The sequence below is a fragment of the Janthinobacterium sp. RA13 genome, from assembly GCF_000745325.1.
Lineage (GTDB): Bacteria > Pseudomonadota > Gammaproteobacteria > Burkholderiales > Burkholderiaceae_D > Janthinobacterium > Janthinobacterium rivuli.
Map to the genome: position 1 here is coordinate 5,230,269 of NZ_JQNP01000001.1, position 26,684 is coordinate 5,256,952.

General features: G+C 61.6%; 29 protein-coding genes. 19 read left to right on the top strand and 10 right to left on the bottom strand.

From position 1 onward, the window contains the following. The first annotated feature begins 13 nt into the window (after positions 1 to 13). On the top strand, positions 14 to 760 hold the full coding sequence (locus tag FG13_RS23180; RefSeq protein ID WP_051959375.1) for a hypothetical protein: 747 nt from the start codon (positions 14 to 16) through the stop codon (positions 758 to 760). Here the strand turns inward: FG13_RS23180 and trmL are convergent, their stop codons facing one another. Both trmL and FG13_RS23190 read right to left on the bottom strand, forming a co-directional pair. Continuing rightward, positions 761 to 1,231, bottom strand: coding sequence for a tRNA (uridine(34)/cytosine(34)/5-carboxymethylaminomethyluridine(34)-2'-O)-methyltransferase TrmL (gene trmL, locus FG13_RS23185; protein ID WP_035824729.1), 471 nt, complete (start codon positions 1,229 to 1,231; stop codon positions 761 to 763). 27 nt (positions 1,232 to 1,258) lie between these two features. Next, on the bottom strand, positions 1,259 to 2,020 hold the full coding sequence (locus FG13_RS23190) for a phosphoribosyltransferase family protein (RefSeq protein WP_051959377.1): 762 nt from the start codon (positions 2,018 to 2,020) through the stop codon (positions 1,259 to 1,261). Positions 2,021 to 2,104: 84 nt separating this feature from the next. Between FG13_RS23190 and FG13_RS23195 the strand changes: the two genes are divergently transcribed. From FG13_RS23195 to FG13_RS23220, 7 genes are all read left to right on the top strand, one after another. Next, entirely contained in the window at positions 2,105 to 3,001 is an 897-nt protein-coding gene (locus tag FG13_RS23195) for a methyltransferase domain-containing protein (protein ID WP_046683389.1), read from the top strand. 466 nt (positions 3,002 to 3,467) lie between these two features. Then, positions 3,468 to 4,676, top strand: coding sequence for a cytochrome c oxidase subunit II (gene coxB / locus FG13_RS23200; RefSeq protein WP_035824734.1), 1,209 nt, complete (start codon positions 3,468 to 3,470; stop codon positions 4,674 to 4,676). Positions 4,677 to 4,689: 13 nt separating this feature from the next. After that, entirely contained in the window at positions 4,690 to 6,294 is a 1,605-nt protein-coding gene (gene ctaD, locus FG13_RS23205; protein ID WP_034784874.1) for a cytochrome c oxidase subunit I, read from the top strand. A 51-nt stretch (positions 6,295 to 6,345) separates the two neighbouring features. Further along, positions 6,346 to 6,462 carry a cytochrome oxidase small assembly protein gene (locus FG13_RS31005; RefSeq protein WP_235211793.1) on the top strand — a complete coding sequence of 39 codons (117 nt, stop codon included), beginning with the start codon at positions 6,346 to 6,348 and terminating at the stop codon, positions 6,460 to 6,462. A gap of 1 nt (position 6,463) precedes the next feature. Beyond that, complete coding sequence (locus tag FG13_RS23210; protein WP_077399733.1) at positions 6,464 to 7,036, top strand: cytochrome c oxidase assembly protein; 573 nt, start codon at positions 6,464 to 6,466, stop codon at positions 7,034 to 7,036. A 9-nt stretch (positions 7,037 to 7,045) separates the two neighbouring features. Then, positions 7,046 to 7,252: a DUF2970 domain-containing protein gene (locus FG13_RS23215; protein ID WP_034749002.1), complete on the top strand. Its 207-nt coding sequence runs from the start codon at positions 7,046 to 7,048 to the stop codon at positions 7,250 to 7,252. A 40-nt stretch (positions 7,253 to 7,292) separates the two neighbouring features. Continuing rightward, positions 7,293 to 8,153 carry a cytochrome c oxidase subunit 3 gene (locus FG13_RS23220; protein WP_035824737.1) on the top strand — a complete coding sequence of 287 codons (861 nt, stop codon included), beginning with the start codon at positions 7,293 to 7,295 and terminating at the stop codon, positions 8,151 to 8,153. A gap of 122 nt (positions 8,154 to 8,275) precedes the next feature. On the opposite strand, the gene FG13_RS23225 is transcribed toward FG13_RS23220, so the two are convergent. Further along, positions 8,276 to 8,476 (bottom strand): twin transmembrane helix small protein, encoded by a 201-nt coding sequence (locus FG13_RS23225; protein ID WP_034748996.1) that lies wholly within the window; start codon positions 8,474 to 8,476, stop codon positions 8,276 to 8,278. 36 nt (positions 8,477 to 8,512) lie between these two features. Between FG13_RS23225 and FG13_RS23230 the strand changes: the two genes are divergently transcribed. The 6 genes from FG13_RS23230 to FG13_RS23255 are packed head-to-tail and all read left to right on the top strand — an operon-like array spanning position 8,513 to position 13,678. After that, complete coding sequence (locus FG13_RS23230; protein WP_035824739.1) at positions 8,513 to 9,262, top strand: SURF1 family protein; 750 nt, start codon at positions 8,513 to 8,515, stop codon at positions 9,260 to 9,262. Then, positions 9,243 to 9,872 (top strand): SCO family protein, encoded by a 630-nt coding sequence (locus FG13_RS23235; RefSeq protein ID WP_035824742.1) that lies wholly within the window; start codon positions 9,243 to 9,245, stop codon positions 9,870 to 9,872. The genes FG13_RS23230 and FG13_RS23235 overlap by 20 nt, the downstream gene beginning before the upstream one ends. 18 nt (positions 9,873 to 9,890) lie before the next feature. After that, on the top strand, positions 9,891 to 11,066 hold the full coding sequence (locus FG13_RS23240; protein ID WP_035828640.1) for a COX15/CtaA family protein: 1,176 nt from the start codon (positions 9,891 to 9,893) through the stop codon (positions 11,064 to 11,066). Further along, positions 11,067 to 11,966: a heme o synthase gene (gene cyoE / locus FG13_RS23245; RefSeq protein ID WP_035824745.1), complete on the top strand. Its 900-nt coding sequence runs from the start codon at positions 11,067 to 11,069 to the stop codon at positions 11,964 to 11,966. It abuts the gene before it with no gap. Beyond that, complete coding sequence (locus FG13_RS23250) at positions 11,963 to 12,556, top strand: SCO family protein (RefSeq protein ID WP_035824747.1); 594 nt, start codon at positions 11,963 to 11,965, stop codon at positions 12,554 to 12,556. The genes cyoE and FG13_RS23250 overlap by 4 nt, the downstream gene beginning before the upstream one ends. Positions 12,557 to 12,598: 42 nt before the next feature. Continuing rightward, positions 12,599 to 13,678: an AI-2E family transporter gene (locus tag FG13_RS23255; RefSeq protein WP_035824750.1), complete on the top strand. Its 1,080-nt coding sequence runs from the start codon at positions 12,599 to 12,601 to the stop codon at positions 13,676 to 13,678. Here the strand turns inward: FG13_RS23255 and FG13_RS23260 are convergent. The 4 genes from FG13_RS23260 to nhaR form a co-directional block, all read right to left on the bottom strand. Continuing rightward, complete coding sequence (locus FG13_RS23260) at positions 13,675 to 15,015, bottom strand: hemolysin family protein (RefSeq protein ID WP_035828641.1); 1,341 nt, start codon at positions 15,013 to 15,015, stop codon at positions 13,675 to 13,677. The genes FG13_RS23255 and FG13_RS23260 overlap by 4 nt on opposite strands. Positions 15,016 to 15,102: 87 nt before the next feature. Beyond that, positions 15,103 to 15,780: a suppressor of fused domain protein gene (locus tag FG13_RS23265; RefSeq protein WP_035824752.1), complete on the bottom strand. Its 678-nt coding sequence runs from the start codon at positions 15,778 to 15,780 to the stop codon at positions 15,103 to 15,105. 87 nt (positions 15,781 to 15,867) lie between these two features. Continuing rightward, entirely contained in the window at positions 15,868 to 17,211 is a 1,344-nt protein-coding gene (locus FG13_RS23270) for an MFS transporter (protein ID WP_035824754.1), read from the bottom strand. A gap of 123 nt (positions 17,212 to 17,334) precedes the next feature. After that, a complete protein-coding gene (gene nhaR, locus FG13_RS23275; RefSeq protein ID WP_035824756.1) occupies positions 17,335 to 18,249 on the bottom strand; it encodes a transcriptional activator NhaR in 915 nt (304 codons plus the stop codon). Positions 18,250 to 18,366: 117 nt separating this feature from the next. On the opposite strand from nhaR, the gene FG13_RS23280 reads away from it, so the two are divergent. From FG13_RS23280 to FG13_RS23300, 5 genes are all read left to right on the top strand, one after another. After that, complete coding sequence (locus FG13_RS23280) at positions 18,367 to 19,446, top strand: DUF475 domain-containing protein (RefSeq protein ID WP_035824759.1); 1,080 nt, start codon at positions 18,367 to 18,369, stop codon at positions 19,444 to 19,446. Between the two features lie 130 nt (positions 19,447 to 19,576). Further along, complete coding sequence (locus tag FG13_RS23285; RefSeq protein ID WP_035824762.1) at positions 19,577 to 20,152, top strand: TerD family protein; 576 nt, start codon at positions 19,577 to 19,579, stop codon at positions 20,150 to 20,152. A gap of 72 nt (positions 20,153 to 20,224) precedes the next feature. After that, positions 20,225 to 20,920 carry a TIGR00266 family protein gene (locus FG13_RS23290; protein WP_035824765.1) on the top strand — a complete coding sequence of 232 codons (696 nt, stop codon included), beginning with the start codon at positions 20,225 to 20,227 and terminating at the stop codon, positions 20,918 to 20,920. Between the two features lie 33 nt (positions 20,921 to 20,953). Continuing rightward, positions 20,954 to 21,535 (top strand): TerD family protein, encoded by a 582-nt coding sequence (locus FG13_RS23295; protein ID WP_035824768.1) that lies wholly within the window; start codon positions 20,954 to 20,956, stop codon positions 21,533 to 21,535. Between the two features lie 80 nt (positions 21,536 to 21,615). Next, on the top strand, positions 21,616 to 21,834 hold the full coding sequence (locus FG13_RS23300) for a hypothetical protein (RefSeq protein ID WP_034784905.1): 219 nt from the start codon (positions 21,616 to 21,618) through the stop codon (positions 21,832 to 21,834). A 70-nt stretch (positions 21,835 to 21,904) separates the two neighbouring features. On the opposite strand, the gene FG13_RS23305 is transcribed toward FG13_RS23300, so the two are convergent. The 3 genes from FG13_RS23305 to FG13_RS23315 all read right to left on the bottom strand — a co-directional run bounded on the left by FG13_RS23305 (position 21,905) and on the right by FG13_RS23315 (position 26,664). Continuing rightward, positions 21,905 to 23,557, bottom strand: a complete 1,653-nt coding sequence (locus FG13_RS23305) for a patatin-like phospholipase family protein (RefSeq protein ID WP_081922688.1) — start codon at positions 23,555 to 23,557, stop codon at positions 21,905 to 21,907. Between the two features lie 72 nt (positions 23,558 to 23,629). Next, a complete protein-coding gene (locus FG13_RS23310; RefSeq protein ID WP_035824772.1) occupies positions 23,630 to 25,942 on the bottom strand; it encodes a type II CAAX endopeptidase family protein in 2,313 nt (770 codons plus the stop codon). After that, on the bottom strand, positions 25,939 to 26,664 hold the full coding sequence (locus tag FG13_RS23315; RefSeq protein WP_035824773.1) for an ABC transporter ATP-binding protein: 726 nt from the start codon (positions 26,662 to 26,664) through the stop codon (positions 25,939 to 25,941). The genes FG13_RS23310 and FG13_RS23315 overlap by 4 nt, the downstream gene beginning before the upstream one ends. Positions 26,665 to 26,684: the final 20 nt, after the last annotated feature.

The following is a 26,684-nucleotide window of genomic DNA, read 5'->3' on the forward strand; positions in this document are numbered from 1 at the left end:
CCTGGGAGTCAACATGCTGAATCACACCACTGTGCGCGCCGCTGCCGCGCTGACCATCGCGGCCATGCTGGCCGGCTGCGCCACGGCGCCGATGAGCCCGAACGGCGTGCGCCAGGACGGTTCCTATCCGCAAGGTGGAAGCCAGGCGGCAACGGACGATGACCCGTGCAGCATGGGCGCGACGGCCGCCGCCGGCGCAGCCGTGGGGGCATTGCTGGGCGCGCTGGCGGGCGGCAAGAATGCTGCGCTGAAGGGCGCGGCCATCGGCGGGGGACTGGCGGCGGCCGGTTGTCTGGCCATCAATGTCAATTCGCGCCAGACCAAGACGGCGGCGCAGGCGGACCGCGACTACATCCGCACGCGCGGCGCGCTGCCGCGCGAGCCGCAAGTGGTGTCGTACACGCCGCAGCTGAGCGCGTCGACCGTCAAGCGCGGCCAGCCGTTCAAGGTCAATTCGGTGGTGGAGCTGGTCAACGGCAGCGCGCAAAGCGTCACCGACGTGCGCGAAGAGCTGGTGGTGCTCGACCCGCAAGGCCAGCCATTCAAGTCCGGCTCGAAGGCCCTGGCCAGCAACAACAAGTCGGGCGGGCGCTTTGAAAACTCGTTCCAGCTGACCTTTCCGGAAGGCGTGTCGCAAGGCGTGTATGGCGTCAGGACGAATCTGTACGTGAACGGCAAGCTGGCCGCCACGCGCGACTTGCGCACGCAGCTGGTGATGCTGGATGCGGACGGCGCCGCGCCGCAATTGGCGCTGCGTTAGTTAAGCGCCACCGGCGTACCCATGCTGGCGCCACGCTTCATACACGACGACCGCCACCGTATTCGATAAATTCAAACTGCGGTTGTCCGGTCGCATCGGCAGGCGGATGCGTTGCTCGGCGGGAAAACCGTCGCGCAGGGCCGGGTCCAGGCCTTTCGTTTCCGAGCCGAACACGAATACGTCGCCCGGCAGGAAGGCCACGTCGCCGAACGGGCGCGAGCCGCGCGTCGTCATGGCGAACATGCGGGCCGGGTCGGGCTGGGTGTCGGCCAGGAACGCATCCCAGTTCTTGTGCACCTTCATCTTGGCGTAATCGTGGTAATCGAGGCCGGCGCGCTTCATCTTGGCATCGTCGAGCGGAAAGCCCAGCGGTTCGACCAGATGCAGCTGCGCGCCCGTGTTCGCGCACAGGCGGATGACGTTGCCCGTGTTGGGCGGGATTTCAGGTTCTACCAAAACAACGTGAAACAAAATGCTCTCCTCATATATATAACTAATTCAATGCGGCGGCGTGCGCGCTACCACCAGTATGCTGACCCTGGCCGCGCCTGCGCTCTTGCAGGCGGCCGCCAGCGCGTTGACGGTATGGCCGCTGCTCATCACGTCGTCGACGATGCCCACATGACACCCTTGCAATGACGGCGCGTGTTCGGGCGCGATGGCGAACGCGTGCGCCAGGTTGGCTTGCCGTTCCTGCGGCGCCACGCCGCTTTGCGCCCGGGTGTCGCGCACGCGCAGCGCCAGGCGCGGATGTAAACGCACGTCCAGCAGGCGCGCCAGCGGGCGGGCAATTTCCAGCGCCTGGTTAAAACCCCGTTCGGCCAGCCGGGCCGGGCCCAAGGGCACCGGGCACAGCAGTTGCGGCGCTTGCCAAGCTGGTTGTTGCTGAATGGCAACATGCAGCAATTCCGCCAACAGGGGCGCCAGCGCCAGGCGCGCGCCGAATTTCAGTTGCAGCAGCAACTGGTCGACGGGCGCCGCATAATCGAATGCCGTGATCGTGGCGTCATACGCGGGGCGCTGGCGCAAACAGCGTCCGCACAGTGTTGCCACATCGTCGAGCGGATTGGCGCACTGGCGGCAGCGGGGGCGCACTTGTCCGCGTCCTTGCCCCAGATATTGCGCGCGGCAGGGCGGGCACAGCACTTGCGGGCAGCCGATGCCGCACAGCGCGCACTGGGCCGGCAGCACCGTGGCGCCCAGCCACTGGCGCAACGCCTGCCAGGCGGCCTCAAGGCGGAGTTGGGTGGCCGTCCGCATCGCGATGGCGTCGTTCCATGTACACTGCCGACATTATCTCACCTCACCGGTTTCAACATGCCTGTTCCCGCCAATCCACCCAAAATGAGTGCGCCCATCGATGCGGTGCAAGTACGCGATTTCTTTTCCCGTCCGGCGCGCGTCGCGCCGTCGGACTTCCTGCGCCGCGAAGTGTCGGCACGCATGCACGAGCGCCTGGAGCTGGTGAAAATCACGCCGCACCGCGTGCTGGACGCCGGCTGCGGTCCGGGTGCGGATCTGGCGCAGCTGCAAAAGGATTATCCCGCCGCGCAGATTATCGGTCTCGATGCAGCGCAAGCGATGATGCAGGCGGCGCGCGCGCCCGCGTCGAAACTGGCCAGTTTGAACCAGTTCCTCAGCAAACTGCTGCCGGCCAAGGCGGGCGTGGATTTATTGTGCGGCGACCTCGGTGACTTGCCGCTGGCGCAGGGCAGCATCGACCTCGTGTGGTCGAATCTGGCGCTGCACTGGCATGCGCAACCCGACCGCGTGTTTGCCGAATGGCGGCGCGCGCTGCGCCTCGATGGCTTGCTGATGTTTTCCTGTTTCGGTCCCGACACCTTCCGCGAAGTGCGCGATGCCTTTGCCGAGGCCGATTTATATCCGCACGCCTTGCCCTTTGTCGACATGCACGACTTTGGCGACATGCTGGTCGAGACGGGTTTTTCCACGCCCGTGCTGGATATGGAAATCATTACGGTGACCTACGATACGGCGGAAAAACTGCTGGCGGACGTGCGCGCCTTTGGCGGCAACCCGCTGACCACGCGCCGCCGCGGCCTGATGGGCAAGGCGGCCTGGCAGCGCATGCTGGCCGCGCTGGAAAAAACGCGCCGTCCCGACGGCAAGCTGGGCCTGAGTTTCGAGGTGATCTATGGCCACGCCTTCCGTCCGGCGCCGCGCGTGACGCGCAATGGCGAGGCGATCATCCGCTTTGATTTGCCGCGCAAACCCAAATAAAAGGCTAAAGAAACCGACACTTGGTCGCCATCCGCGCGTTAATGTTGCAGCAAGCGTTGCAAAGCGCGCGGCGGCCGGGAGAAGGGCGCGCACAAAGCCGATTATTGCTTGATGGATTCAAGTTTACTTGATTATAATCGTTGATTGTTTGTCAGCTTAATAAGTGTAAAAAACAAGGGCTGCATACAAAATAAAAAAAACAAAGCGAGACGAATTCGAAGTTACTGCATTAGTATAGTAACCATCTTCCACACGAGGCCATTTCGATGTGGGGAAGAAAAACAGGGTTCCAGCATGGTTGTCCGTCAGCGTTTTGGCGTCGGCAGCCAGCATGGAATTCGCTGGTGCTTGACGCACATGGCCGCATTCTGGCCGTGTTGCTTTCATGGAGGAGCGGCAGCGGTCCAGTACGGAGAAGTCCGCAGCCGTTTAAAATATCATTATTTTTTGGGTGGTTGGGGAAAACATGACACATGCAAAGCGACTTCAATCGTTGCTGCTCGGGCTGTCTTTGACAGCGTTTGGCATCGGGCGATGGGCCACGGCGGCACCGGCTGCCGGCACCTATCCCGGCACCGGCGGTCCCGTGCCGTTCGAAATGAATCTGCAACCGCCGGCGACACAGATCGCCCATGAAATCTACGATTTGCACACCCTGATGATGATCATCTGCCTGGTGATCTTCGTGGCCGTGTTCGGCGTCATGTTCTATTCCATCTTCAAGCACCGCAAGTCTCTGGGCCACAAGCCGGCCACTTTCCACGAAAGCACCACCGTCGAGATCGCCTGGACCGTCGTGCCTTTCCTGATCGTCATCGGCATGGCCCTGCCTGCCACGCGCACCGTCGTCGGCATGAAAGATACCTCGAACGCCGACATCACCATCAAGGCCACCGGCATGCAGTGGAAATGGGGCTATGACTACCTGAAAGGCGAGGGCGAAGGCATTTCCTTCCTTTCCAACCTGGCCACGCCGCGCTCGCAAGTGGGTGCGCCAGGCGTGCCGCCGACGGAAAAACGCGGCGAAAACTACCTGATCGAAGTCGACAACGAAGTCGTCGTGCCGGTCAACAAGAAGATCCGCGTGGTACTGACGGCCAACGACGTCATCCACGCCTGGTCCGTGCCCGCCTTCGGCGTCAAGCAGGATGCGATTCCCGGTTTCGTGCGCGACACCTGGTTCAAGGCCGACCATATCGGCACTTTCCGCGGCAATTGCGCCGAGCTGTGCGGCAAGGAACATGCGTTCATGCCCATCGTCGTCAAGGTCGTGTCCAACGAAGACTACAAGGCTTGGGTTGATGTAAAACAAAAGGAAATGGCGGCATTGGCTGATGATCCAAGCAAGGTGTGGACCATCGATGAATTGAAGGTCAAGGGCGAGAAAGTGTATGCGGCCAACTGCGTGGTCTGCCACCAGGCGACAGGCAAGGGAGTGCCCGGTGCGTTCGCGCCGTTGGACGGCTCGGCCGTGGTGAACGGTCCGAAAGCGGAACAGATCCACGTCTTGCTGAACGGGCAAAAGAGCGGCAAGTATCCCGCTGAAATGCCAGCCTGGAAACAGCTGTCCGACACGGAAATTGCCGCAGTGATCACTTACACGCGCAATTCCTGGTCGAACAAGGCCGCAGAGAACATCGTTCAACCAGCCGAAATCGTGGCTGCACGCAAGTAATTAGGAGCCGTATATGAGTACTAGCACGAGCACTAGCACCTTGGATCACGCCGGTCATGATCACGACCATGCCCACGACCACCCGACTGGCTACCGCCGCTGGCTGTTTGCCACCAACCACAAGGATATCGGTACTTTGTACCTGTGGTTCTCGTTCATCATGCTGCTGTCGGGCGGCGTGCTGGCCCTGATGATCCGTACGGAACTGTTTCACCCAGGCTTGCAATTCTTCCACCCGGAATTTTTCAATCAACTGACCACCATGCACGGCCTGGTGATGGTGTTCGGCGCCATCATGCCGGCCTTCGTCGGCTACGCCAACTGGATGATCCCGCTGCAAGTGGGCGCGTCCGACATGGCCTTTGCCCGCATGAACAACTTCTCGTTCTGGCTGCTGCCACCGGCCGCGATCTTGCTGGCCACGTCCTTCCTCGTGCCGGGCGGCGCCACGGCTGCCGGCTGGACCCTGTATGCGCCGCTGTCGACGCAGATGGGCCCTGGCATGGACATGGCGATTTTCGCCATGCACCTGATGGGCGCCTCGTCCATCATGGGTTCGATCAACATCATCGTTACCATCCTGAACATGCGCGCGCCGGGCATGACCCTGATGAAAATGCCGATGTTCTGCTGGACCTGGCTCATTACCGCGTATCTGTTGATCGCCGTCATGCCCGTGCTGGCCGGCGCCATCACCATGACCCTGACGGACCGCCATTTCGGCACCTCCTTCTTTAACGCGGCAGGCGGCGGCGACCCCGTCATGTACCAGCACATCTTCTGGTTCTTCGGCCATCCCGAGGTCTACATCATGATTCTGCCGGCCTTCGGCATCGTCTCGCAGATCCTGCCCGCGTTTGCCCGCAAACCGCTGTTCGGCTATGCGTCGATGGTCTACGCGACCGCTTCCATCGCGATCCTGTCCTTCATCGTCTGGGCGCACCACATGTTTACCACCGGCATGCCGGTGACCAGCCAGCTGTTCTTCATGTACGCGACCATGCTGATCGCCGTGCCGACGGGCGTCAAAGTGTTCAACTGGATCGCCACGATGTGGAAGGGTTCCATGACGTTCGAGACGCCGATGCTGTTCTCGGTCGGCTTCATTTTTGTCTTTACCATGGGCGGCTTCACGGGCCTGATCCTGGCCGTCACGCCGATCGACATCCAGTTGCAGGATACCTATTATGTGGTGGCGCATTTCCACTACGTGCTGGTGGCCGGTTCGCTGTTCGCTCTGTTCGCCGGCTTCTACTACTGGTCGCCGAAATGGACGGGCCACATGTACAACGAGACGCGCGGCAAGATCCACTTCTGGCTGTCGCTGATCACGTTCAACGTGACCTTCTTCCCGATGCACTTCCTGGGCCTGGCCGGCATGCCGCGCCGCTATGCCGACTATCCGGCGCAGTTCACGGATTTTAATATGATCGCCTCGATCGGCGGCTTCGGCTTTGGCCTGATGCAGGTGTACTTCCTGTTCTTCGTGGTCTTGCCGACCATCCGCGGCGGCAAGGCTGCGCCAGCGAAACCATGGGAAGGTGCGGAAGGTCTGGAATGGACCGTGCCGAGCCCGGCGCCTTTCCACACGTTTGAAACGCCGCCGACAGTGAAATAAGGTATCCCGGGCCGGCGTGTTGCGCGGCCCGTCTTGAATAAAGTGCCTGTCATGACCGAAGTGAAAACTGAGCGTAAAAAACCGAACAACCTGCGTACCGGGCTGATACTGGGGGGCCTGGCGGCCTTATTCTTCCTGTCCGTGTTCGTCAAGCGCATGTGGCTCTGACGTGACGACGCCGATCCAACAGGAAACACGCGGCCTGAACCGCAAGATGCTGGGCAAGCTGCTCGTCATTGCCGTGCTGATGTTCGGCTTTGGCTATGCCCTGATTCCCGTCTACAAGCAGATTTGCGAAGTGATGGGCATTAACGTGCTGACGCAAAAAGATGGCACGGTAGCTTACGACAACAATACGCAGGTCGACACGACGCGTAGCATCACCGTCGAGTTCGACGGCAATGCGCAGGGGCCATGGCGCTTCCGCCCGACCGTGTCGAGCATGCAGGTGCATCCGGGCGAACTGGTGACCGTCATGTATGAAGTGGTCAACACGCAAAACCGCGTCGTCAATGCGCAAGCCATTCCCAGCTATGCGCCGCAGAGCGCCACGCCGCATTTCAAGAAGGTCGAGTGTTTCTGCTTCAAGCAGCAGACCTTGAAACCGAAGGAGGCGCGGCAGATGCCGGTGGTGTTCTTCCTCGATCCGGCCCTGCCGAAAGAGGTGAAAACCATCACCCTGTCGTACACGTTTTTCGAGATCGCCGGTCTGAGCCAGGCTCAGACGCCGGCCGTCCAATAGGAGAGTGGCATGGGCGAATCCAAGCAGCCTGAAAAAGCGTCGTTCCTGTATTCGCTGCGCGCCGTCGTGTGGTCATTCACGGGCTTGCGCCGCAAGAGCGATTTCGACACGGATTCGGCCAAGCTCAATCCCGTGCACATCGTCATCGCCGGCTTCCTGGTGGTGGCTTGCCTGATCGGCATCCTGATTTCAATTGTTAAATTCGTCGTTTTATAAATTATAAAAAACCACCCTATAAGTTTTTGAGGAGATGATGATGAGTTCCAACCACGCCGCCGTACCTTATTATTTCGTGCCCGGCCCGTCGCGCTGGCCCATGCTGGGCGGCGCCAGCCTGCTGCTGACCATGATCGGCGCCTCGGCCTGGGTTAACGACGTCTCCTGGGGCCCGTACCTGAACTACATCGGCCTGGCCGGCATCCTGCTGGTGCTGTATTTCTGGTTCGGCGACGCCATCAGCGAATCGGAGCAAGGCCTGTACAGCGAGCGCATCGACCATTCCTTCCGCTGGAGCATGAGCTGGTTCATCTTTTCGGAAGTCATGTTCTTCGCCGCCTTCTTCGGCGCCCTGTTCTATGCGCGCAGCATCTCGATGCCATGGCTGGCCGACCTCGACCACAAGGTGATCTGGCCCGATTTCGCCGCCCACTGGGGCAATACGGGCCCGGCCGGCACGGTGCAGGAATTCACCACCATGACGCCGTTCTGGATTCCGACCATCAATACGGCCTTGCTGCTGATGTCGGGCGTCACGTTGACCATCTCGCACCACGCGCTGCGCGCCGGCCACCGCGGCATGACGGCCCTGTTCCTGTTCGCCACGATCTTGCTGGGCGCCATCTTCATGGGCTTCCAGGTCTACGAATACATGCACGCCTACAGCGAACTGAACTTGAAATTGACGTCCGGCATCTACGGCGCCACCTTCTTCATGCTGACGGGCTTCCACGGCTTCCACGTGACCCTGGGCGCCATCATGCTGTCCGTCATCCTGTACCGCGTGCTGAAAGGCCACTTTACCCCTGAACACCACTTCGGCTTCGAAGGCGCCGCCTGGTACTGGCACTTTGTCGACGTCGTCTGGCTGGGCCTGTACGTGGTCGTGTATTGGTTATAATGGCGGGGCAGGGCGCGCGCGGTTGATGCGTGCGCCGGCACCATAAAAAAGCCGTACCGGGAGATCCTGGGTACGGCTTTTTTCTTAGTGTGAAGAATTTGCCAATCAGGCAATGTCGGGTCTTAATGAATTCCCGTCGGCTGGATATAGCCGAGCTTGTGCGCCAGCAGGATCAGTAAAAACAGGGTGATCGACAAGCCCACGCGCAGGGCCAGCGCCTGCACGGTGCGGTTGCTCTTGCCCTTGTCGCGCATGAGGAAGAACAGAGCTGAGCCCAGGCTGCCCAGGATCAGGATGAAGGCAATGGCAACGAGGATTTTCATGGATGGTAGCGCCAGGCTTGAGGAGGTTTCATTGTAATGCGTATCCGCTTCCATTTTAGATGGATTCCATTTGTTGTAATGCTGCTACTGGTGGCCCTGGGCGTGTCGCTGGCGCAATGGCAGCAGCGCCGTGGCGACGAGAAAGTCGCCCGCGCCGCCCGGCTGGAAGCGGGCAACCTGGCCGCTCCGCTGGCATTGACGGCCGCGCCCATGCTGCCGAGCGATGCGCAAGCGATTGAATATCGCCGGGTCACCGTCACCGGCCATTTCGTGCCCGCCTGGACGGTGTACCTGGACAACCGCCCCTACAAGGGCCAGGCCGGTTTCCACGTGCTCACGCCATTCCAGATCGACGGTTCGACCATGCACGTGCTGGTGGCGCAAGGCTGGCTGCCGCGCAACAATGCCGAGCGTACGCGCATTCCCGATTACCCGACACCTGCCGGCACGGTGACGATTTCCGGCATCGCGCGCCTGAACGCGGGTCATGTGATGGAACTGGGCACGGCGCCGGCCCTGGCGCCGCACGCCATCGTGCAAAATGCCGATATCGGCCAGCTGGCACAGGCCAGCGGCCTGGCCTTGCAACCATTCATTCTCGAACAAACAGTTGATTCGACAGCAACGGCGCCAGCGTCCGGCCAGCTTCCCGTGCGCGACTGGCCGGCGCCGGACCTGGGCGCCGACAAGCACCGCGGCTATGCATTCCAGTGGTACGCACTGGCACTGATGGCTTTTCTATTTTTTGTCTTTACAGGATTTCGACGTGCAAACAAACAACCCTGACGCAACGCAAGACAGCAGCAATAAACAGGCACAGAATACGGGACGCTGGAAGCTGCTGGCCGTCGTGGCCGTGTGCGCGTTTCCCATCATCGCCTCGTATTTCACGTATTACATCATCAAGCCCACTGGCCGCAACAACTATGGCGCCCTGATCGACCCGCGTTTGCATCCGATACCGGAAGCGCAGCTGCAGGTGACGGAACTCGACGGCAAGGCGTCGCCGCTGGCGCAATTCAAGGGCAAGTGGGTGCTGCTGCAGACAGGGCCATCCGATTGCCAGGAAGCATGCAAGAAGCAATTGTTTGACATGCAACAACTGCGCCTCATGCAGGGCAAGGAACGCGAACGCCTGGAAAGAGTCTGGCTGGTGACGGATGCCCAGCCGCTCGACACCCTGGTGATGCGCGAGTTCGACGGCACCAGCATGCTGCGCGTCAATAGCGACGCCTTGAAAGCGTGGTTGCCCGTAGAGCCGGGCGGCAAGACCAGCGACCATTTCTACCTGATCGATCCGCTGGGCAATCTGATGATGCGCTTCCCGAAAGACGCGGACCCGAACAAGATCAAGAAAGACATCGCCAAGCTGCTCAAAGCTTCGGCGATCGGTTGAGGAGTCTGCATGCCGACGATGCATCTCTCCGCGCTGGCCCAGCTGGGCTTGACGGGTCTGCTGGTGGCGCTGCTGCCGCTGACCATGGTCTGGGTGTCTGCGGACGCCAATAAATACCGCAAGCTCGTGTGGATCGCCGTCTTTTTGACGGTCGACCTGATCATGTTTGGCGGCTTTACGCGCCTGTCCGATTCCGGCCTCGGCTGTCCTGACTGGCCCGGCTGCTATGGTTCTGCCAATCCTTTCCTTGCGCACGAGCATATCGTGGCGGCGGAAACCCTGATGCCGACGGGCCCCGTGACGGTGGTGAAAGCATGGATCGAAATGACGCACCGCTACCTGGCCATGGCCATCGGCGTCTTGATCGTGGCGATGATGGTGCAGGCGTGGCGCCAGTGGAGGAAAAACAAACGCGAAGAATTCGCCCCGGCGCTGCCGACGGCGCTGTTTCTGTTCGTCTGCCTGCAGGGCGCGTTCGGCGCCTGGACCGTCACCCTGAAACTGCAGCCGGTGATCGTCACCATCCACTTGTTGCTGGGCATGGGCTTGCTGGCCATGCTGACGTGGCTGGGCGGGCGCCAGGACCATGCCGTCAAACCCGTGCTGCGCGCCGATGCGGAAGAGTCCGTGCTGCGCCCCGTGCGCGCGCTGGCCATCTTTTCGCTCGTGCTGTTGACCGTGCAGATCGCGCTGGGTGGCTGGGTGAGTACCAACTACGCCACCCTGGCTTGCACGGATTTCCCCCTGTGCGGCGGCAAGGTGATTCCGGAGATGGATTTCGAGCATGGTTTCCATCTGTGGCGCGAGCTGGGCAAGACGGCCGCCGGCCACTACTTGCCGTTTTCCGCGCTGACGGCCATCCACTGGGTGCACCGCAATTTCGCCTTCATTGTGGCGGCCGGCATCAGCTATACCGTGTTTCGCGCATGGAAGCTGCCGTCCTTGCGCGGCACGGCACGCTGGGTGGCGCTGGTGCTGGCCCTGCAGGCGGCCACGGGCCTGGCGACGATTTACCTGAGCTGGCCCTTGTCGATTGCCGTCATGCATAACGGCGGGGCGGCGCTGCTCGTGTTATTGCTGACCATGTTAAACTACAAGGCTAAATTCCAACTCGATGTAGCGCGCAATGTTAAGCGCGCTTGCGCCTCCGCGCCAGTGCCCTCGGCACAAGCCAGTTCTTCCCGTACCGCATAAATGACTACTCAGACCATCAGCCGTAAACCATCCCCCCGCATCGCCCAGTATTGGGCGCTGACCAAGCCCCGCGTGACGCAACTGGCCGTGTTTTGCGCCGTCATCGGCATGTTCCTGGCCAGCGAGGAGTTGCCTGACTGGCACGCGGTGGTGTTCGGCACCATCGGCATCTGGCTGCTGGCCGGCGCCGCGTTTGCCGTCAATTGCCTGGCCGAGCGCGAAATCGATGCGCGCATGGCCCGCACGGCGCGCCGCCCGATGGCCATGGGCGACATCACGGTGAAACAGACGGTGGTGTTCGCGCTGGTGATCGGCGGCCTGGGCATGGCGATCCTGTATCACCTCGTCAATCCGCTGACCATGTGGCTGACCTTTGTCACCTTTGTCGGCTATGCGCTGATCTACACCATGGTGCTCAAGCCCGCCACGCCGCAAAACATCGTCATCGGCGGCCTGTCCGGCGCCATGCCGCCCGCGCTGGGCTGGGCCGCCGTCGCCAACGACGTGCCGATGCAGGCGTGGCTGCTGGTGCTGATCATTTTTGTCTGGACGCCGCCGCATTTCTGGGCCCTGGCCATGTACCGCCGCGATGATTACGCGCGCTCGGGCTTGCCCATGCTGCCCGTCACGCACGGCATGCAATTCACGCAATTTCACGTCTGGCTGTACTCGATCGCGCTGGCCGCCACCACCTTGCTGCCGTACGCCGTGCGCATGAGCGGCCTGATCTACCTGGCGTCGGCCGTGGTGCTCAACGCCGGCTTCCTGTACTACGCGTGGAAGATGTACCGCCACTACACGGACCTGATCGCGCGCAAAGCCTTTACGTTTTCCATCATCTACCTGGCATTGCTGTTCGCGGCTTTGCTGGTCGACCATTACATTCCACTCGGCACATGAAAAAAACCCTGACTCTGTTGTTGGCGGCCGCGCTGGTCGCCGTCCTGGCCGGCTGCGGCAAGCCTGCCGCGCCCAAGCTGGCCTTCAAGAACACGGACGTGACGGGCCTTGGCTACGCGCGCGAGTTCGCGCTGACGGACCACACGGGCCACCCGCGCACCCTGGCCGACTACAAGGGCAAGCTGGTGCTGGTGTTCTTCGGCTACACGCAATGTCCGGACGTGTGTCCCACCACCATGGCCGACATGGCCCAGGTGATGCAGGAAATGGGTCCGCAGGCGGAGCAGGTGCAAGTGCTGTTCGTCACCGTCGACCCCGAGCGCGACACGCAGCAATTGCTGGCGCAGTATGTGCCGGCCTTCGACAAGCGTTTCGTCGGCCTGTATGGCGACGCGGCCGCGACAGCCAAGGTGGCCAAGGAATTCAAGGTGTATTACGCCAAGGTCGAGGGCGAGACGGACAGCAGCTACACGGTCGACCACACGGCCGGCACCTATGTGTTCGACCGCGAAGGCAAGATCCGCCTGTTCGTGCGCCACGGCGAAAAGCCTGCCGCCATCGCGCACGATCTTAAACTTCTGCTATCCTGACCCGGTCGCGCCTCAGGGCGCCATCTTCAGGATATGCAGTACATGGACAAACGTTTCGAGCCGCACGCCCGCCTGGCAGCCATCATCTTTCTGTTGATCGGCTGCTTTTTCGTCTTGCGGCCCTTCCTCGCCGCCATGCTGTTTGCCGCCTGCGTGGGCATTTCCAGCTGGCCTTTGTACATCCTCCTGCTGGAACGCCTGAAAGGCCGGCGCAACTGGGCGGCCGCCATCATGACCCTGTCGCTGCTGCTCGTCATCGTGCTGCCGCTGGCCCTCGTCACCTACAACCTGGCCGACAATGTGTCGCGCATCTATGAACAGCTGCGCGCCGCGCTGGAATCGGGCGGCCTGCACCCGCCGGCCTGGCTGGCCAGCATTCCCGTGGTGGGCGAAACCATCGCCGGCTACGTGGAACGCCTGCTCGCCGACCGCGAGGAATTACTCAATTTAGGCAAGACCATGCTGGAACCGGCGCGCCACTTCCTCGCTTCCGGCGGCATCCTGCTGGGCACGGGCCTGGCGCAGACCAGCCTGGCCGTGTTCGTGAGCTTCTTCCTCTACCGCGACGGCCAGCAGCTGAGCCGCGCCCTGATGACGGGCGCCGGCCGCATCATCGGCGACAGCGCGCCGGGCGTGGGCCTGACCATCAGCCGTACCGTGCGCGGCGTCATGTACGGCTTGCTGGGCACGGCGCTGGCACAAGCCCTGGTGGCCGTGGTGGGTTTTCTGATCGCCGGCGTGCCGGCCGTGGCGCTCTTGGGCGTGGCCACCTTCATCTTTTCGCTGATTCCTGTCGGGCCGCCTCTGATCTGGGGCGGCGCCGCCATCTGGCTGTTTACCGACGGCCAGACGGGCTGGGGCATTTTCATGCTGGTGTGGGGCGCGCTGCTGATCAGCGGCGTGGATAACGTCGTGAAACCCATGCTGATCAGCCGCGGCAGCAGCCTGCCTTTTTTGCTGGTGCTGCTCGGCGTGCTGGGCGGTGTGCTGGCCTTCGGCTTCGTCGGCATTTTTATCGGCCCGACCCTGCTGGCGGTGCTGTACAGCTTGCTGCAAACGTGGACGGTGGGAGAGACTACCGTGCCGCAGGGAAAAGATACGATTACCTTGAAAAAAGATTAATCGCGTAAGTCCGCATCGAGGTCGCGTTCCTGCTTGGGGATCACCTTGATCAGCACGATGCGGGGCCCGTTCATCTTCTTGACGACGATGTCGAAGTCGACAAAGGTGATGCGCTGGCCCTGCTTCGGAATGTCACCGAGCTTGACCATGATCAAGCCGCCCACCGATTCCACGTCATCCAGTCCCAGCTCCTCGTTTTCGATATCGATGCCGAGGATGCGTTCGAGCGAGAAGATGGGCAGGCTGGCCTTGCCGATCAGGGTGCCGTCGCTCTGCTTGAGCCAGTCGTTTTCATTGCGGCGGAATTCGTCGCGGATTTCACCGACCATGGCGCCGAGCAAGTTATCCAGCGTGATGAAACCCAGCGGGCGCTTGCCCTTTTCGCCGATCAGCGCGAAGTGCGGCGCGCCGTCGCGAAAGCGCCGGAACAGTTCCAATGCCGGCGTACGCGCGGAAATGATGTCCACGGGACGTAAAAATGGCGTGAGCGAGGCGATCGGTTTGCCTGCCTGCTGGGCAAAGAACAGGTCTTTCAAGTGCACGACGCCCAGCACGTCGTCTTCATTCATGTCGAAATACGGATAGCGGCTGAAGCGGTTGCGCAGCACCGTGTCGAGATTTTCTTCCAGCGTGTTCGAGGCGTGCAGGGCGATCACTTCATTGATCGGGCGCATCAGGTCCGACACCGTCATCTGCTCGAAATCCAGCGACTGGGCCAGGATGTTGCGCTCGTCGCGCGTAAACTTTTCGCCCGGCTGGCTGGTGCGCAGGATCAGTTTCAGTTCCTCGGACGAATAGTGGGCATCGTGGCCGCCCTTGCCGGACAGGCCCGCCATGCGCAGCACCCAGTTGGCGCTGGCGTTGAGCAGGTAGATGGCCGGATACATGGCCCAGTAAAAGCCGTACAGGGGAATCGCGCTCCACAAGCCGACGGCTTCCGGGTTGCGGATGGCCATCGATTTGGGCGCCAGTTCGCCCACGACGATGTGCAGGAAGGAAATCACGCTGAAGGCGACGACGAAGGAGACTCCGTGGATCAGCTCTTGCGACGTGACGCCGATGGCGCCGAACAGCGGCTCCAGCAAGCCGGCAAACGCCGGTTCGCCGACCCAGCCCAGGCCCAGCGATGCCAGGGTGATGCCCAGCTGGCAGGCGGACAGGTAGGCGTCCAGCTGGCCATGCACCTTGGCCAGGATGCGGCCCCGCAGCCCTTGTGTCTTGGCGATGGCGCGGATGCGCGTGCGCCGCAAGGTGACGATGCCAAACTCGGCGGCAACAAAAAAACCGTTCAGCGCGACCAGGAAGAGGGCGAGCAGGACTAGCAAGACATTGTGCATGGGGGCGCAGAAGATGGGCTGGTAAAACGACATCTTAAACGACGAAGGGCGCAGTATCCTAATTTCCGGCAAATCGGCCCTGCGGTTTTACACGATGCTGCGGCGTGCTGCGTCGACCAGCGGCGCGGCGCCCTGTTCGCCCAGCGTCTGCAACAAGTCCCCGAAGTCGTGCGCGCGGCCATGCGCCAGCTCGGCGCCGCTGAGGCCGATAATCTGCAGGAAGGCAAATTTTCCCGAGACCAATTGGTATTCTTCCGGGTAATGTTCGCTGGGCACCATGATGATGGCGGTCAGCGCGGACTGCTGGCCATCGATGGGGCCGCCAACGGACATGCGGTCCCAGGCGTCCAGCGGTTCCTGGTCGCCGAAGCGGCCAGCCGCCAGCAGCATCTGGTACGCGGCGAACCTGCGCACCAGCGCCAGCGCCCATGGCGACTGTTGCGGGCATTCCAGCAGCAGTTCGCGGCCCAGTCCCGTCCATTCCTCATCCTTATCCGGTTCGTCGTCCCATGGATTGGACAGGCCCGACGACACGTAGGCCCAATGCGACCGCGTGGGTGTTGGCGGGCATTCGAACACGCCGATATGCAGCCAGCGCGGATCGACTTCGGTACAGTTGAACAGCTCTTCAAACAGGGACATGCTGAGCGGATAGATGCCCGGACCCAGGTCCCCGAACAGGGTTTTGTAGAGTGTTTCTTCGCGCTGGGTCCAGGCTGTTTCCAGAAGGCTGCTTGCGGCGCCGTCATTGGCAAGGTTGGTCATGTCGGTACACTGAAATGGATGAGTATTTGAGTATAAAACATGCAACTTTGTGACGGCGTACGCTTGAACCGGCGCGATGCGCCGGCCTCAGGCCGCTACCTTGGCGGGGGCCGCTTGCGGCCCGCCGCGCATGGCAAAGACCATGACGGCCGAGACGATGGCGGGGATGGCGACGACGAGGAAAATCGTGCTGTTGGGCCAGTTCAGGCGGATCAGCTCGCCACCGAGCACGGGGCCGATGATGGAGCCGATGCGCCCGATGCCCAGGCTCCAGCCGATGCCCGTCGAGCGCAGGGTGGTCGGATAGTAGCTGGCCGCCAGGGCGTTGACGGCCGGCTGGCCGCCCACCACGCAAAAACCGGCGATGAAGATCGTGATGAAGAGGAAGGCCAGCGACACGTCCGGACGGCCGATCAGGGCAATGGCCACGGCGGCAACGAGGAAGCACGGCAGCAGGATGCGGCGGAAGCTGGAGCGGTCGATCAGCTGGCCCATGACGAGGGTACCGATGGTGCCGCCCACTTGCAGGGCCGTGCCGGCCAGCACGGCGTTCGCCGTCGACAAGCCCGCTTCCTTGGCAATGGTCGGCAGCCAGTTGGACAGGAAATACAGGTTCAGCAAGTTCATGAAGTTGATGACCCACAACAAAACCGTCATCTTGGCGCGGCCGCCCGTAAACAATTGCAGCACGGGCGCGCCCTTGTGTTCCTTCTCATGCACGACGTATTGCGTGCCGGCCGTGATGTTGATGGTAGGATCGATGCGTTTGAGCCACTGCGCGACCTTGTCCAGCTTGCGTTTTTTCAGCACCAGGAATTGCATCGATTCCGGCAGCAGGAAGAACATCAGCACGCCGATCACCAGCGGTACCACGCCGCCCACGTAAAACACGGATTGCCAGCCGAAGGCGGGAATCAGCGCGGCGGACAATAATCCGCCCAGCACGGCGCCCAGGGTAAAGCCGCACGAGACCAGCATCATCAGGGTAACTTTCTTGCGCAGGGGGCTGTATTCGCCGGCCAGCGCCATGGCGTTCGGCATCACGGCACCGAGGCCCAGTCCCGTGATGAAACGGATCAGCTGCAATTGCTCGATGGTGGTGGCCAGCGGCGTGACCAGCATGCACAGGGAAAAGAAGATGGTCGAGCCGATCAGCACGGGACGGCGGCCGAACTTGTCGGCCGTGATGCTGAAAACGAGCGAGCCGACCAGCATGCCCAGCAGGCCAGCGCCAAACACGGGACCCAGGTTGGCCTTGCTCACATGCCAGTCGGCGATGATGGCGGGCGCCACGTAACCCATCGCCTGCACGTCGAAGCCATCCATGATGACGCACAGCCCGCACAGGATCAGCATGCCGATCTGGAAGGAGCCGATCTTGTTGTTATTGATGAGATCGGGAATATCGATCGTCTTGCCTGCCGTGGACATGGTGCCGCTCCTGTTTTTTATGGTGATCGCGCCCTGCCGGCGAGGGATGGGCGCGTGTTTGTCTCAGGCTTTATTACAATCGCTTTTGATTGATTATTCAAACGTTATTTTCGAATGGATTTATCAGGTTTCCTTGTGAATCTTTGTCGTCCCCTGGATGGCCGCCAGGATTACGTCGAGTGCCGGATGCATGATCTTGCGCTCGTTGGAAATGACGTAAAACTGCTCGCGCAGGGACGAGGCGTCGCCGACCAGCACGGCGCCGAATTGTTCCTCGATATCGGCCGCCAGGCTGGCGGACGCGAAAAACAGGCCCAGGCCCTTGCGGCCAAACGCGTTGAGCATGGCGTTGTCCTCGAATTCGCCGACCACGTCGGGACGTACGCCTTGCTGCACCATCCATTCGTCGATGCGCCCGCGCAAGGCGTTGTTGCGCGCCGGTAGCAGAAACGGGGCGCCGTGCAGGCTGTGCGGGAAGTTGTCGCGGTACTGTTCCGCCAGCGCGGGGATGCCGAACAGCTTCATGGCGCTCTCTCCCCACAGGTGGCTGGACACGCGCAAGCTGGCGCCGGCCGGCACGGCGCGGTCCGTCAAGACCAGGTCCAGCTTGTGCAGGGCCAGGTCGGCCAGCAGGGATTCGAACTCGTCTTCCAGGCACACGAGTTTGATGGGCTGGTCCAGGCTGCGCGTGGCGTCAAGCATGCGGTAGGCCATCAGTTTCGGCAGGGAATCGGAAATGCCCACCGTCAGGCGCATCTTTTCCGCGTCCGTGTCGGCCAGCGCTTCCTGCATCTGTTCGCCCAGCAAGAAAATCTGGTCCGCGTAGCCGAGCGCCAGACGGCCCGCTTCCGTCGGCACCAAGCGCCGTCCCTGCGGCTGCAGCAGGGACTTGCCCAGTTCCTTTTCCAGCAGGGCCAGCTGTGTGCTGATGGTTTGCACGGCCAGTCCCAGGCGTTCGGCCGCGCGCGTCACGCCGCCTTCCTTGGCGACCACCCAAAAGAAGTACAAATGGCGGTAATTGAAACCCGTGGTTTTCATCGCTGCATCCTCTATCTTCTGTTTTTGCGAAGTAATACTTCCATTATCTTCCATTTTTAAATGTGTCACATGTCCTTATACTACGTTCCATTGAATTTGGATAACGGGGAACTATCGATGAAACATTTCAGAGTGTCATTTCTAGTGACATTTATCTGCCTGGGCATTTCCGCCTGGTGGGGTTACACGCACGGTGGCGTGTCGACCATGCTGTCGGCATTGGGCATAGCGGTGATCCTGGGCGTGATGGAAGTCTCGCTGTCGTTTGACAACGCGGTGGTCAATGCCTCGGTGCTGAAGAACTGGGACAAGTTCTGGCAGAACCTGTTCCTCGGCGTCGGCATCATCATCGCCGTCTTCGGCATGCGTCTGCTGTTCCCGCTGGTCATCGTGGCGCAAGCGGCGGACCTGGGCTTGATGGAAGTATGGAATCTGGCCCTGAGCAATCCGGAACAGTATTCGATGCACCTGACGAATCACCATGCGGAAGTGGCGGCTTTTGGCGGCATCTTCCTGTTGCTGGTGTTCCTGAACTTCCTGCTGGATTCGGAAAAAGAAACCCACTGGCTGGGCCGTATTGAAGAAAAACTGGGCGCGCTGGGCAAGATCTCCTCGATTTCCGTGATGATCGCGCTGGGCACCCTGATGGTCAGCCTGTCGATGATCGAAGAAGGCCAGAAACTGGTGGTGCTGACGGCCGGCCTGTGGGGTATTTTGACCTACGTGGGCGTCGATGTGATCAGCGGCTTGCTGGAAGGCGATAACGGCGACGGCAACATGGGCGACATCATCAAGCGCGGCGGTATTGGCGGCTTCCTGTACCTGGAAGTGCTCGACGCTTCGTTCAGCTTTGACGGCGTGATCGGCGCGTTTGCCATCACCAAGGATGTCGTGATCATCATGCTGGGTCTGGCAATCGGCGCGATGTTCGTGCGGTCGATGACGGTGTTCCTGGTGCGCAAGGGTACGCTCGACGAGTTCGTTTATCTGGAGCACGGCGCGCACTATGCGATCGGTATCCTGGCCGTGATCATGTTGGTCAGCATGAAGTTCCACATTCCCGAGATCTTCACGGGTCTGATCGGCGTGGCCTTCATTCTCGCCTCGCTGTGGTCGTCGATCCGCTACAAGCGCAGGATGGCCCTCGAAGAAGACAAGACGGAAGTGCTGGAAGCGGTCAAGGCAACGGCAGTGTAAAGAATGCGCGACAAACGCTACACCCGTTTGTCGGCAAGTTGTAGCAAGCGTCGCCGCCGGCCTGGGGAGTCAGGCCGGTGGAGGACGCCAGGTGTTTGGTCATATACAACCCACATAGGAGAAATACATCATGGCAATCAGTCTGCAAAAAGGCGGCAACGTCAACCTGAGCAAAGAAGCCCCTGGCATTTCGAAGATGATCATCGGCCTGGGCTGGGATGCCCGCGCCACCGACGGCGCCGCGTTCGACATCGACGGTTCGATCTTCATGCTGAAGGCCGACGGCAAGGTTCGCGCCGACGTCGACATGATTTTCTACAACAACCTGAAGTCGAGCGACGGCTCCGTCACCCACTCGGGCGACAACACCACCGGCGCTGGCGATGGCGATGATGAAACCGTCATCGTCGACCTGGCCACGGTGCCAGCCGAGATCGACAAGATCGCCGTCTGCGTCACGATTCACGATGCCGAAGCGCGCAAGCAAAACTTTGGTATGGTATCGAAGGCGTACGTACGCTGCGTGAATGCCAACGGCAACACGGAAATCGCCCGCTTCGACCTGTCGGAAGACGGTTCGGCGGAAACGGCCATGGTCTTCGGTGAAATCTACCGCAATGGCGCCGATTGGAAATTCAAGGCCATCGGCCAGGGCTACAAGGGCGGCTTGGGCCCACTCGCCGCCTCGTTCGGCGTCGGCGTATAAGTTGTAAGCAGTCAAGGCGGTCCGCTGTGTGGACCGCCCCCATCATTACCGAGTTGAGGAAGGAATCGTCAGATGCCAGTTTTTAGTATTACCGGGGACGTCGACCCGTTCCTGCATGTGTCGCTTGCCAAGGGCGAGAAGATTTATTGCGAATCCAATGCGATGGTGATGATGGAAACCAATCTTGAGCTGAAAGGCAAGATGACGGGCGGCATAGGCGCCGCGCTGATGCGCACCTTTGCCAACGGGGAATCGTTCTTTCAGCAGCATATCGAGGCCATGCGGGGCGACGGCGATTGTTTGCTGTCGCCTACCTTGCCCGGCGCGATGCGGGTGCTCGAGGTGGGCGCCGAACAATACATGATCAGCGACGGCGCCTTCGTGGCGGCCAGTGCCGGCGTGGAATTGAAGGTGCGCACGCAGAGTCTTGGCAATGCGCTGTTTGCCCAGAGCGGTGGTTTTTTCATTACCGAGACGGCAGGCAGCGGCCAGTTGGCGGTGTCCGGTTTTGGCGCGATGTCGATACTGGAAGTGACGCCTGGCAAGGACGTGGTGATCGATAACTCGCACGTTGTGTGCTGGGACAACCGCCTGCAATACGAAATTTCCATGACGACCGGCAGCAGCGGCGGCTTTCTGGGCAATTTGATCAATAGCCAGACCAGCGGTGAGGGCATGGTACTGAAGTTTTCAGGCACGGGGAAAATCCTCGTGTGCTCGCGCAACCGCGCGGCCTTCCTCGCCTGGACCCAAAGCAAGCCGGCGTAATCAAGCAGTAAACACTTAACAGGAGCTATGCGTATGTCTGTCAATTTGAGCAAAGGCCAGAAGATTTCTCTGGACAAAGAAGCTGGTACCACCCTGACCCGTATCACCATGGGCCTGGGCTGGGATGCGGCCAAGACCAAGGGTTTCCTCGGTTTCGGTTCGAAGACGGAAGCCGTCGACCTGGATGCGTCGTGCGTCATGTTCGATGAAAACAAGAGCACGTCCGACATCGTCTGGTTCCGCCAGCTGAAAAGCAAGGACGGCAGCATTGTCCACACGGGCGACAACCGCACGGGCGCGGGCGATGGCGACGACGAACAGATCAATGTCGATCTGTCGAAAGTGCCGGCGAACGTGAAAAGCCTGGTTTTCACCGTCAACAGCTTTACTGGCCAGAACTTCTCGCAGGTAGAAAACGCCTATTGCCGCATCTTGAATGCCAGCAATAACCAGGAAGTCGCGCGTTTCAACCTGTCTGTGCAAGGTTCCCACACGGCACAGATCATGGCCAAGCTGTACCGCCATAACGGCGAATGGAAGATGCACGCCATCGGAGAAAACGGCAACGGTCGCACTTTTGACGACCTGATGCCGCAAATCGCCGTGCATCTATAAGGAGCAGTACGCAGCGGGCGGGGGACGGACCGGATACCGGCCCTTGTCCGCTGCTCTATATTGAAGGAGAGTATGTCGTGATGCGATTGCTGATAGCCTTGCTACTTCCGTGTCTCACGTTTTTCATGCTGGGGCGCCCGCTGGCCGGTGCCGCCGCCTTGATCTTGCAGTGCACTGTGATCGGCTGGGCGCCGGCGGCCCTGTGGGCCCTGTACACGGTGAACCAGCATAAAACGGAGCAGGAACTGGAAGGCGCGTTAAGCCGCAGCTACATGCGCAGGCGCAGTCGGTTGATTTAAGTTAATCGGGCGCTTGGAATCCTTGCGCTAAAGCCTGCACGAGTGATCGTGCGGGCTTTTTTGTGGGCGCTCACTTCTTGCAGCGTATCGGCACGTTCACGGAATTGCCGTCCGAACTCAGGTTGCGGTACTGCAAATCTTCGCTTTCGATGGCAAAGCGGGGCACGGCGTGGACATAGCGCTGCTTGCAGACGGTGTCGTCATTGATCAGCTGGCCCGCCAGCATGTAGTCGCACAGGGCGAAGCGCGATTCCTCGTCGTCGAGGATCAGCACGCGCGCGGCGCTGTACAGGGCCGATTGCAAGACTTCCGGGCTGCAATTTTCCGGACCCGTCAGCTTCAGATGGGTTTTCGTTTGCGTGGCCAGGCGTTGCAGCTTGACGAGGGCGGCCCGCTCTTCCTTGCGGGCACCATCGACGTGCACGTCTTCGCTGGCCAGGCGCAGCGCCAGCGAGGCGATCTGGTCGATGGAGATATGCCAGGCAAAGCCTTCCAGCCGCGTGCGGATCTGGCCCGGCAAGGGATCGGCCGCATCGACTTCGCAGCGGTACAGGCCCAGGTGGGGGCGGCACAGCACGGGGATGGCAAAGGCCGAGGTGCGCTTGCCCTTGACGAATTTCTGGCTCAGGTCGCCAAAGTTTTCATGTGTGATGGTATCGAAGCGGGCTTGCCCAAAGCCCATCTTGACAAGGTTTTCCTTGCGCTGGCGCGAGAACAGGGCGTCGACGGCGTCGTAGATATTCTTGTTGAAGATGCGGTCCAGCGGCTGGCGCTCGTCCGACATCTTTTCAAAGACGGCGCTGGAATTGGGCGCGTTGGCGTCGATGGAAATGAGGATGAAGGGCTTGCTGTTCAGGCGTGGCGGCACGACGGCCATGTCGTTGCCGTACAGCTGCGTCAGGGCCACGTCCCACAGGGTTTCCACGCCCAGGTTGTCGGCCGCGCCGCCGTCAAACAGGTGGACATACGACGGCGATTCGCGCGACTCGGAACCGAGTTCCGGCACGAAACTGTTTTTCGGACGGAAACGTTCGAAGGTGACGGAATCGAAGACGCCGGGAAAGGCGGCCGAGGTGGCGACGGCCGTGGCCAGGCGAATATCCTGGATCGGCGAATGCAGGGTGCTGTAGAAATACTCGTAGGAAAACACCACGCGCTTGCCGCCATCGGTGGCGTCCGTCGCGTTGGCCAGGAAGATGGGGCCGTCGTGCGGCAAGTCCTGGTAGGTTTTCTTGTCGTACAGCACATCGTCCAGCACGTCGGACAGGAACGAGGTGCGCGTCTTGTTCGTCAACAACATCGTCGTCAGGTTGGCCGGTTTCAAGATGGTCTGGCCAAAGAAATCCGTTTTCAGTTTGCTGCGCAGCAAGGGCCAGTCCGTCTGTTTGCCATGCAGCGCATAGTAGCCGCCCGCGATGGCGCCGCCCGACACGCCGGAAATGGCCGAGGCGCCGCTGACGAGGCCGAACTGCTCCAGCTGCTCCAGCGAGGCGGCCGAGAAATTGGCGGCGCGGCTGCCCCCGCCGGACAGGGCGATGCCGATGAAATGGTCGTTGGGCATCGGGTTCTGGATGCGCGCCTTGGGCGCGTCAATGCGCAGGCGCGGGGTTTCCTGCACGGTAAACGTGCGGTTTTCGACGCCACGGTTGGGGCGCAGGGCGAGTACCGTGCAGCCGCTCAACAGTGCAACGAGGATAAATGGGACGAACAAGCGTGGATTCATGCGTGATCTGTGCGTAGTCAGGGGTTGGGATACGGACGGAAACGTGTGCGATTCTAGCAAACTCGGCAACAATCACCTATTCAGCTGGCAGCCGAGCAGGGCCGCGTTGTAGAGCCCGTGCACGAGCATGGGCGCCAGCAGCGCGCCGCTGCGCTCGTAGGCATGGCCCGCGCACAGGCCCAGCACGAAGGCGGGCAGCATGGCGACCGGTGGATGCACGAGGGCAAACAGCGCGGCGGCGATACCGATCGCTTGCCAGGCGGGCAGAGAGCGGCGCAAGCCTCCCTGCAGCAAGCCGCGGAAGAGGAATTCCTCGCACAGGGGCGCGGCCAGCACGCCTACGGCCAACAGCCACAGTCCGTCGCTATTGATCTGCATCAATGTTGAAGCGCTTGGCGGCAACAGGGCCGCATAAGCGATGCCGAACAGCGCCGCGGCACAGGCGCCCGCGACTCCCCGGCGCCATGGCTGGCGCCCCTGTCCGATGCGCGGCACGCCGGCCGTCCTGGCGCGCCAGTAGACGAGGCGTAGCGGCGCATACGTGAGCACGCCGGCCGCGCCGAAGGCGATGGCCAGCGGCGCCGCATTGCTAGCTTTGAGCAGGATCAAGGCCAGTGTTTGCAAGATGAAAAACAGCATGGCGGCGATCAGGCCGTCCGCCGCCGTTACTCTCGCTGGCGGCGAGGCGGCGGAGTCGAGCAGGTAGGGCAGAGCGTCGCGCGCCTTTTGCCACAGGGCCGCGGTCAGCGCGCACGTGAGCACGACAAACACCAGTTGCTGCACCAGGCTGCCGGCGGCCAGCGCGGCAATGTACAGGCCGGTGAGCAGCAAATACAGGTACGTATAGATGGGACGCAGCTTTGCCGTTGTTTCGGTGGCCAGCGGATCGCTGGCAAATACGCCCAGCGCCACGGCGATCAGCGCATACAGGGGGATGGCGGCCAGGGCCAGCAGCATCAGGCCCGCCGTCTGCCACGACCAGGCGGGCAGCCAGACCAGCGCCACGCCGAACAGGACCAATGGGTACAGCAGGGCCAGCACGGCCCACAGCTGGGCCTTTTGCCGCAGCGCCTGCTCGATGGAAAGGGGAAACGTGTACAGCAGCCACAGCGCGCCGCCTTCCTTGTTGAGGGTCTGGAAAGCGGACATCAGCAGTACATAGGTACCGAGGAAAAAGCCGGTGGAGGCCAGCAGCACGGGATGATCCAGCAGCGCGTGCAGGTCGTGCGCCTGGCCCGTCACCACGGCTTGTCCGCCAAGGATCAGCAAGGGCATCAGCAGGGTTTGCACGAGGAAATTACGGTCGCGCAAGAGTAACGTCAGTTCGCGCCGCTGGATCGCCGTGCCGAGGCGCGGGCGCCATCGCCGTGTGGGCAGGGGCGCCGCAGCCCGCTTGCGCGCCGCTTCGCGTTGGCCCGCGCCCACGACGCCGTGGCGCAACTGGCGGCGCAGGATGGCCATGCCCAGCAGCATCAAGCACAGGGATTGCGCCAGCAGCAGGACGGCGGGCAGCAAGGCTGCCACACCATCGGCGTTGAGCAGGCGCACCAGCAGGCCCGGCGGCGTCCAGTGGCTCCAGGCGGGCATGGTGGCCGCCCACGCATACGCGAAGCCGCCCGTGCCCATGCCGAAGGACATGCCCAGATACATGGGCAACAGGCCCGCCAGGGAAATGACCGCCTGCAGGTTGCCCAGCCGGGATGGCGTGAGCGACAGGCGCAAGCCCGTGTCGACGAGGGTGCGCAGCATGGCGGCCAGGGCCAGCAGGACGAGGCTGGCTAGCAGGCCGGACAGTGGCGAAAACCAGCCCTGGCCCGAATACCAGGCGATGACGGTCGTGCCGGGCCACAGGGCCAGCAAGCCGGCTGGATTGACGAGCGTGCGTTCGAGCACGCGCGCCCACAGCAAGGTGCTTTTCTCGACGGGCAGGGTGACCAGCCATTCCAGGTCCCAGTCCGGCTTCGACAGTTCTCCCATGCCTAGCGGCAGCAGGACGCTGACCAGCCACAGCAGCGCCAGCTGCAGGGTCAGGCCGCCGGTCAGCACCGCGCTAAAGGGCGCGGCCATCAGCTGCGCGATGACGGGGTCGAGCAGGTGGCTGCCCGTGTGCAGGCTGCCACGCGCCTGGCAGGCGGCGACCTGGTCCAGCAAACAATGCATGTTCAGCACGCTATGGCGGGCGATGCTGCCGAAGGAAAACAGCATGGGCAGCAATAGCAGCGCGCCCAGCAGCCAGCGCCCGCCACGCTTGCCCGGCGTGGCGGGGCGGCTTTTACTGTTTTTCTTGAAGGAAAGGCCTCGGCCGCTGACGTTGAGCAGGCGCTGCAGGCGCAAGCGGGTCAGCAGCCAGACGGCGCGCCAGGTGGTGGGCGGCGCCGTTGTCATGTGGTTTCATCGGTCAGTTGCAAGAAGAGCTCTTCCAGGCTGCCATCGCTGGACAGTTGCTGGCGAATATCGTCCAGGCTGCCTGTGGCGACCAGGGTGCCACGGTGGATGATGGCGACCCTGCTGCACAGCTTTTGCGCCATATCGAGCAAATGCGTGGACACGAAGATCGTGGTGCCGGCGGCGGCGCGGCGCAGCAAGCGTTCCTGCACGTCGCGCGAGGCACGCGGGTCGAGGCCGTTGATCGGTTCATCGAGGATCAGCACGGCCGGATCGTGTATCAGCGCGCAAGCCAGGCCCAGTTTTTTCTTCATGCCCAGCGAATAATTGACGGCGAAATCCTCGCTCGCTTCATCGAGCCCGAATTCCGTCAGCAGGCGCGCGGCGCGGGCGGCCGCTTCCGTGCGCGAAAAACCATGCATTTCGGCCACGAATTGCAGGATTTCACGGCCGCGCAAATAATCGTAAAAGATGGGATTGTCTGGCAGGTAACCCACCTTGCGCTTGACGGCGGCGCCGTCGCGCTGGCAATCGAAGCCATCGACCAGCACGCGGCCGGCGCTGGGCACGAGGATGCCCATCAGCATGCGGATGGTGGTGGTTTTTCCCGCCCCGTTCGGGCCCAGGAAGCCGAAGACTTCTCCTTTGCCCACTTGCAAGGTCAGCGGCTTGACGGCCTCGAACGTGCCGTACTGTTTGGACAAGCCTTCGAAGGCAATCATCGTGCATCCCAAAAAAGATA

What these genes read in the sequence shown, in the direction of transcription:
- FG13_RS23180 (WP_051959375.1), top strand. Translation starts at nt 14, where the DNA reads ATGCTGAATCACACCACTGTGCGCGCCGCTGCCGCGCTGACCATCGCG.
- FG13_RS23190 (WP_051959377.1), bottom strand. Translation starts at nt 2,020, where the DNA reads ATGCGGACGGCCACCCAACTCCGCCTTGAGGCCGCCTGGCAGGCGTTG.
- FG13_RS23195 (WP_046683389.1), top strand. Translation starts at nt 2,105, where the DNA reads ATGAGTGCGCCCATCGATGCGGTGCAAGTACGCGATTTCTTTTCCCGT.
- coxB (WP_035824734.1), top strand. Translation starts at nt 3,468, where the DNA reads ATGACACATGCAAAGCGACTTCAATCGTTGCTGCTCGGGCTGTCTTTG.
- ctaD (WP_034784874.1), top strand. Translation starts at nt 4,690, where the DNA reads ATGAGTACTAGCACGAGCACTAGCACCTTGGATCACGCCGGTCATGAT.
- FG13_RS31005 (WP_235211793.1), top strand. Translation starts at nt 6,346, where the DNA reads ATGACCGAAGTGAAAACTGAGCGTAAAAAACCGAACAACCTGCGTACC.
- FG13_RS23215 (WP_034749002.1), top strand. Translation starts at nt 7,046, where the DNA reads ATGGGCGAATCCAAGCAGCCTGAAAAAGCGTCGTTCCTGTATTCGCTG.
- FG13_RS23220 (WP_035824737.1), top strand. Translation starts at nt 7,293, where the DNA reads ATGAGTTCCAACCACGCCGCCGTACCTTATTATTTCGTGCCCGGCCCG.
- FG13_RS23225 (WP_034748996.1), bottom strand. Translation starts at nt 8,476, where the DNA reads ATGAAAATCCTCGTTGCCATTGCCTTCATCCTGATCCTGGGCAGCCTG.
- FG13_RS23230 (WP_035824739.1), top strand. Translation starts at nt 8,513, where the DNA reads ATGCGTATCCGCTTCCATTTTAGATGGATTCCATTTGTTGTAATGCTG.
- FG13_RS23240 (WP_035828640.1), top strand. Translation starts at nt 9,891, where the DNA reads ATGCATCTCTCCGCGCTGGCCCAGCTGGGCTTGACGGGTCTGCTGGTG.
- cyoE (WP_035824745.1), top strand. Translation starts at nt 11,067, where the DNA reads ATGACTACTCAGACCATCAGCCGTAAACCATCCCCCCGCATCGCCCAG.
- FG13_RS23250 (WP_035824747.1), top strand. Translation starts at nt 11,963, where the DNA reads ATGAAAAAAACCCTGACTCTGTTGTTGGCGGCCGCGCTGGTCGCCGTC.
- FG13_RS23255 (WP_035824750.1), top strand. Translation starts at nt 12,599, where the DNA reads ATGGACAAACGTTTCGAGCCGCACGCCCGCCTGGCAGCCATCATCTTT.
- FG13_RS23260 (WP_035828641.1), bottom strand. Translation starts at nt 15,015, where the DNA reads ATGCACAATGTCTTGCTAGTCCTGCTCGCCCTCTTCCTGGTCGCGCTG.
- FG13_RS23265 (WP_035824752.1), bottom strand. Translation starts at nt 15,780, where the DNA reads ATGACCAACCTTGCCAATGACGGCGCCGCAAGCAGCCTTCTGGAAACA.
- FG13_RS23270 (WP_035824754.1), bottom strand. Translation starts at nt 17,211, where the DNA reads ATGTCCACGGCAGGCAAGACGATCGATATTCCCGATCTCATCAATAAC.
- nhaR (WP_035824756.1), bottom strand. Translation starts at nt 18,249, where the DNA reads ATGAAAACCACGGGTTTCAATTACCGCCATTTGTACTTCTTTTGGGTG.
- FG13_RS23280 (WP_035824759.1), top strand. Translation starts at nt 18,367, where the DNA reads ATGAAACATTTCAGAGTGTCATTTCTAGTGACATTTATCTGCCTGGGC.
- FG13_RS23285 (WP_035824762.1), top strand. Translation starts at nt 19,577, where the DNA reads ATGGCAATCAGTCTGCAAAAAGGCGGCAACGTCAACCTGAGCAAAGAA.
- FG13_RS23290 (WP_035824765.1), top strand. Translation starts at nt 20,225, where the DNA reads ATGCCAGTTTTTAGTATTACCGGGGACGTCGACCCGTTCCTGCATGTG.
- FG13_RS23295 (WP_035824768.1), top strand. Translation starts at nt 20,954, where the DNA reads ATGTCTGTCAATTTGAGCAAAGGCCAGAAGATTTCTCTGGACAAAGAA.
- FG13_RS23300 (WP_034784905.1), top strand. Translation starts at nt 21,616, where the DNA reads ATGCGATTGCTGATAGCCTTGCTACTTCCGTGTCTCACGTTTTTCATG.
- FG13_RS23305 (WP_081922688.1), bottom strand. Translation starts at nt 23,557, where the DNA reads ATGAATCCACGCTTGTTCGTCCCATTTATCCTCGTTGCACTGTTGAGC.
- FG13_RS23310 (WP_035824772.1), bottom strand. Translation starts at nt 25,942, where the DNA reads ATGACAACGGCGCCGCCCACCACCTGGCGCGCCGTCTGGCTGCTGACC.
- FG13_RS23315 (WP_035824773.1), bottom strand. Translation starts at nt 26,664, where the DNA reads ATGATTGCCTTCGAAGGCTTGTCCAAACAGTACGGCACGTTCGAGGCC.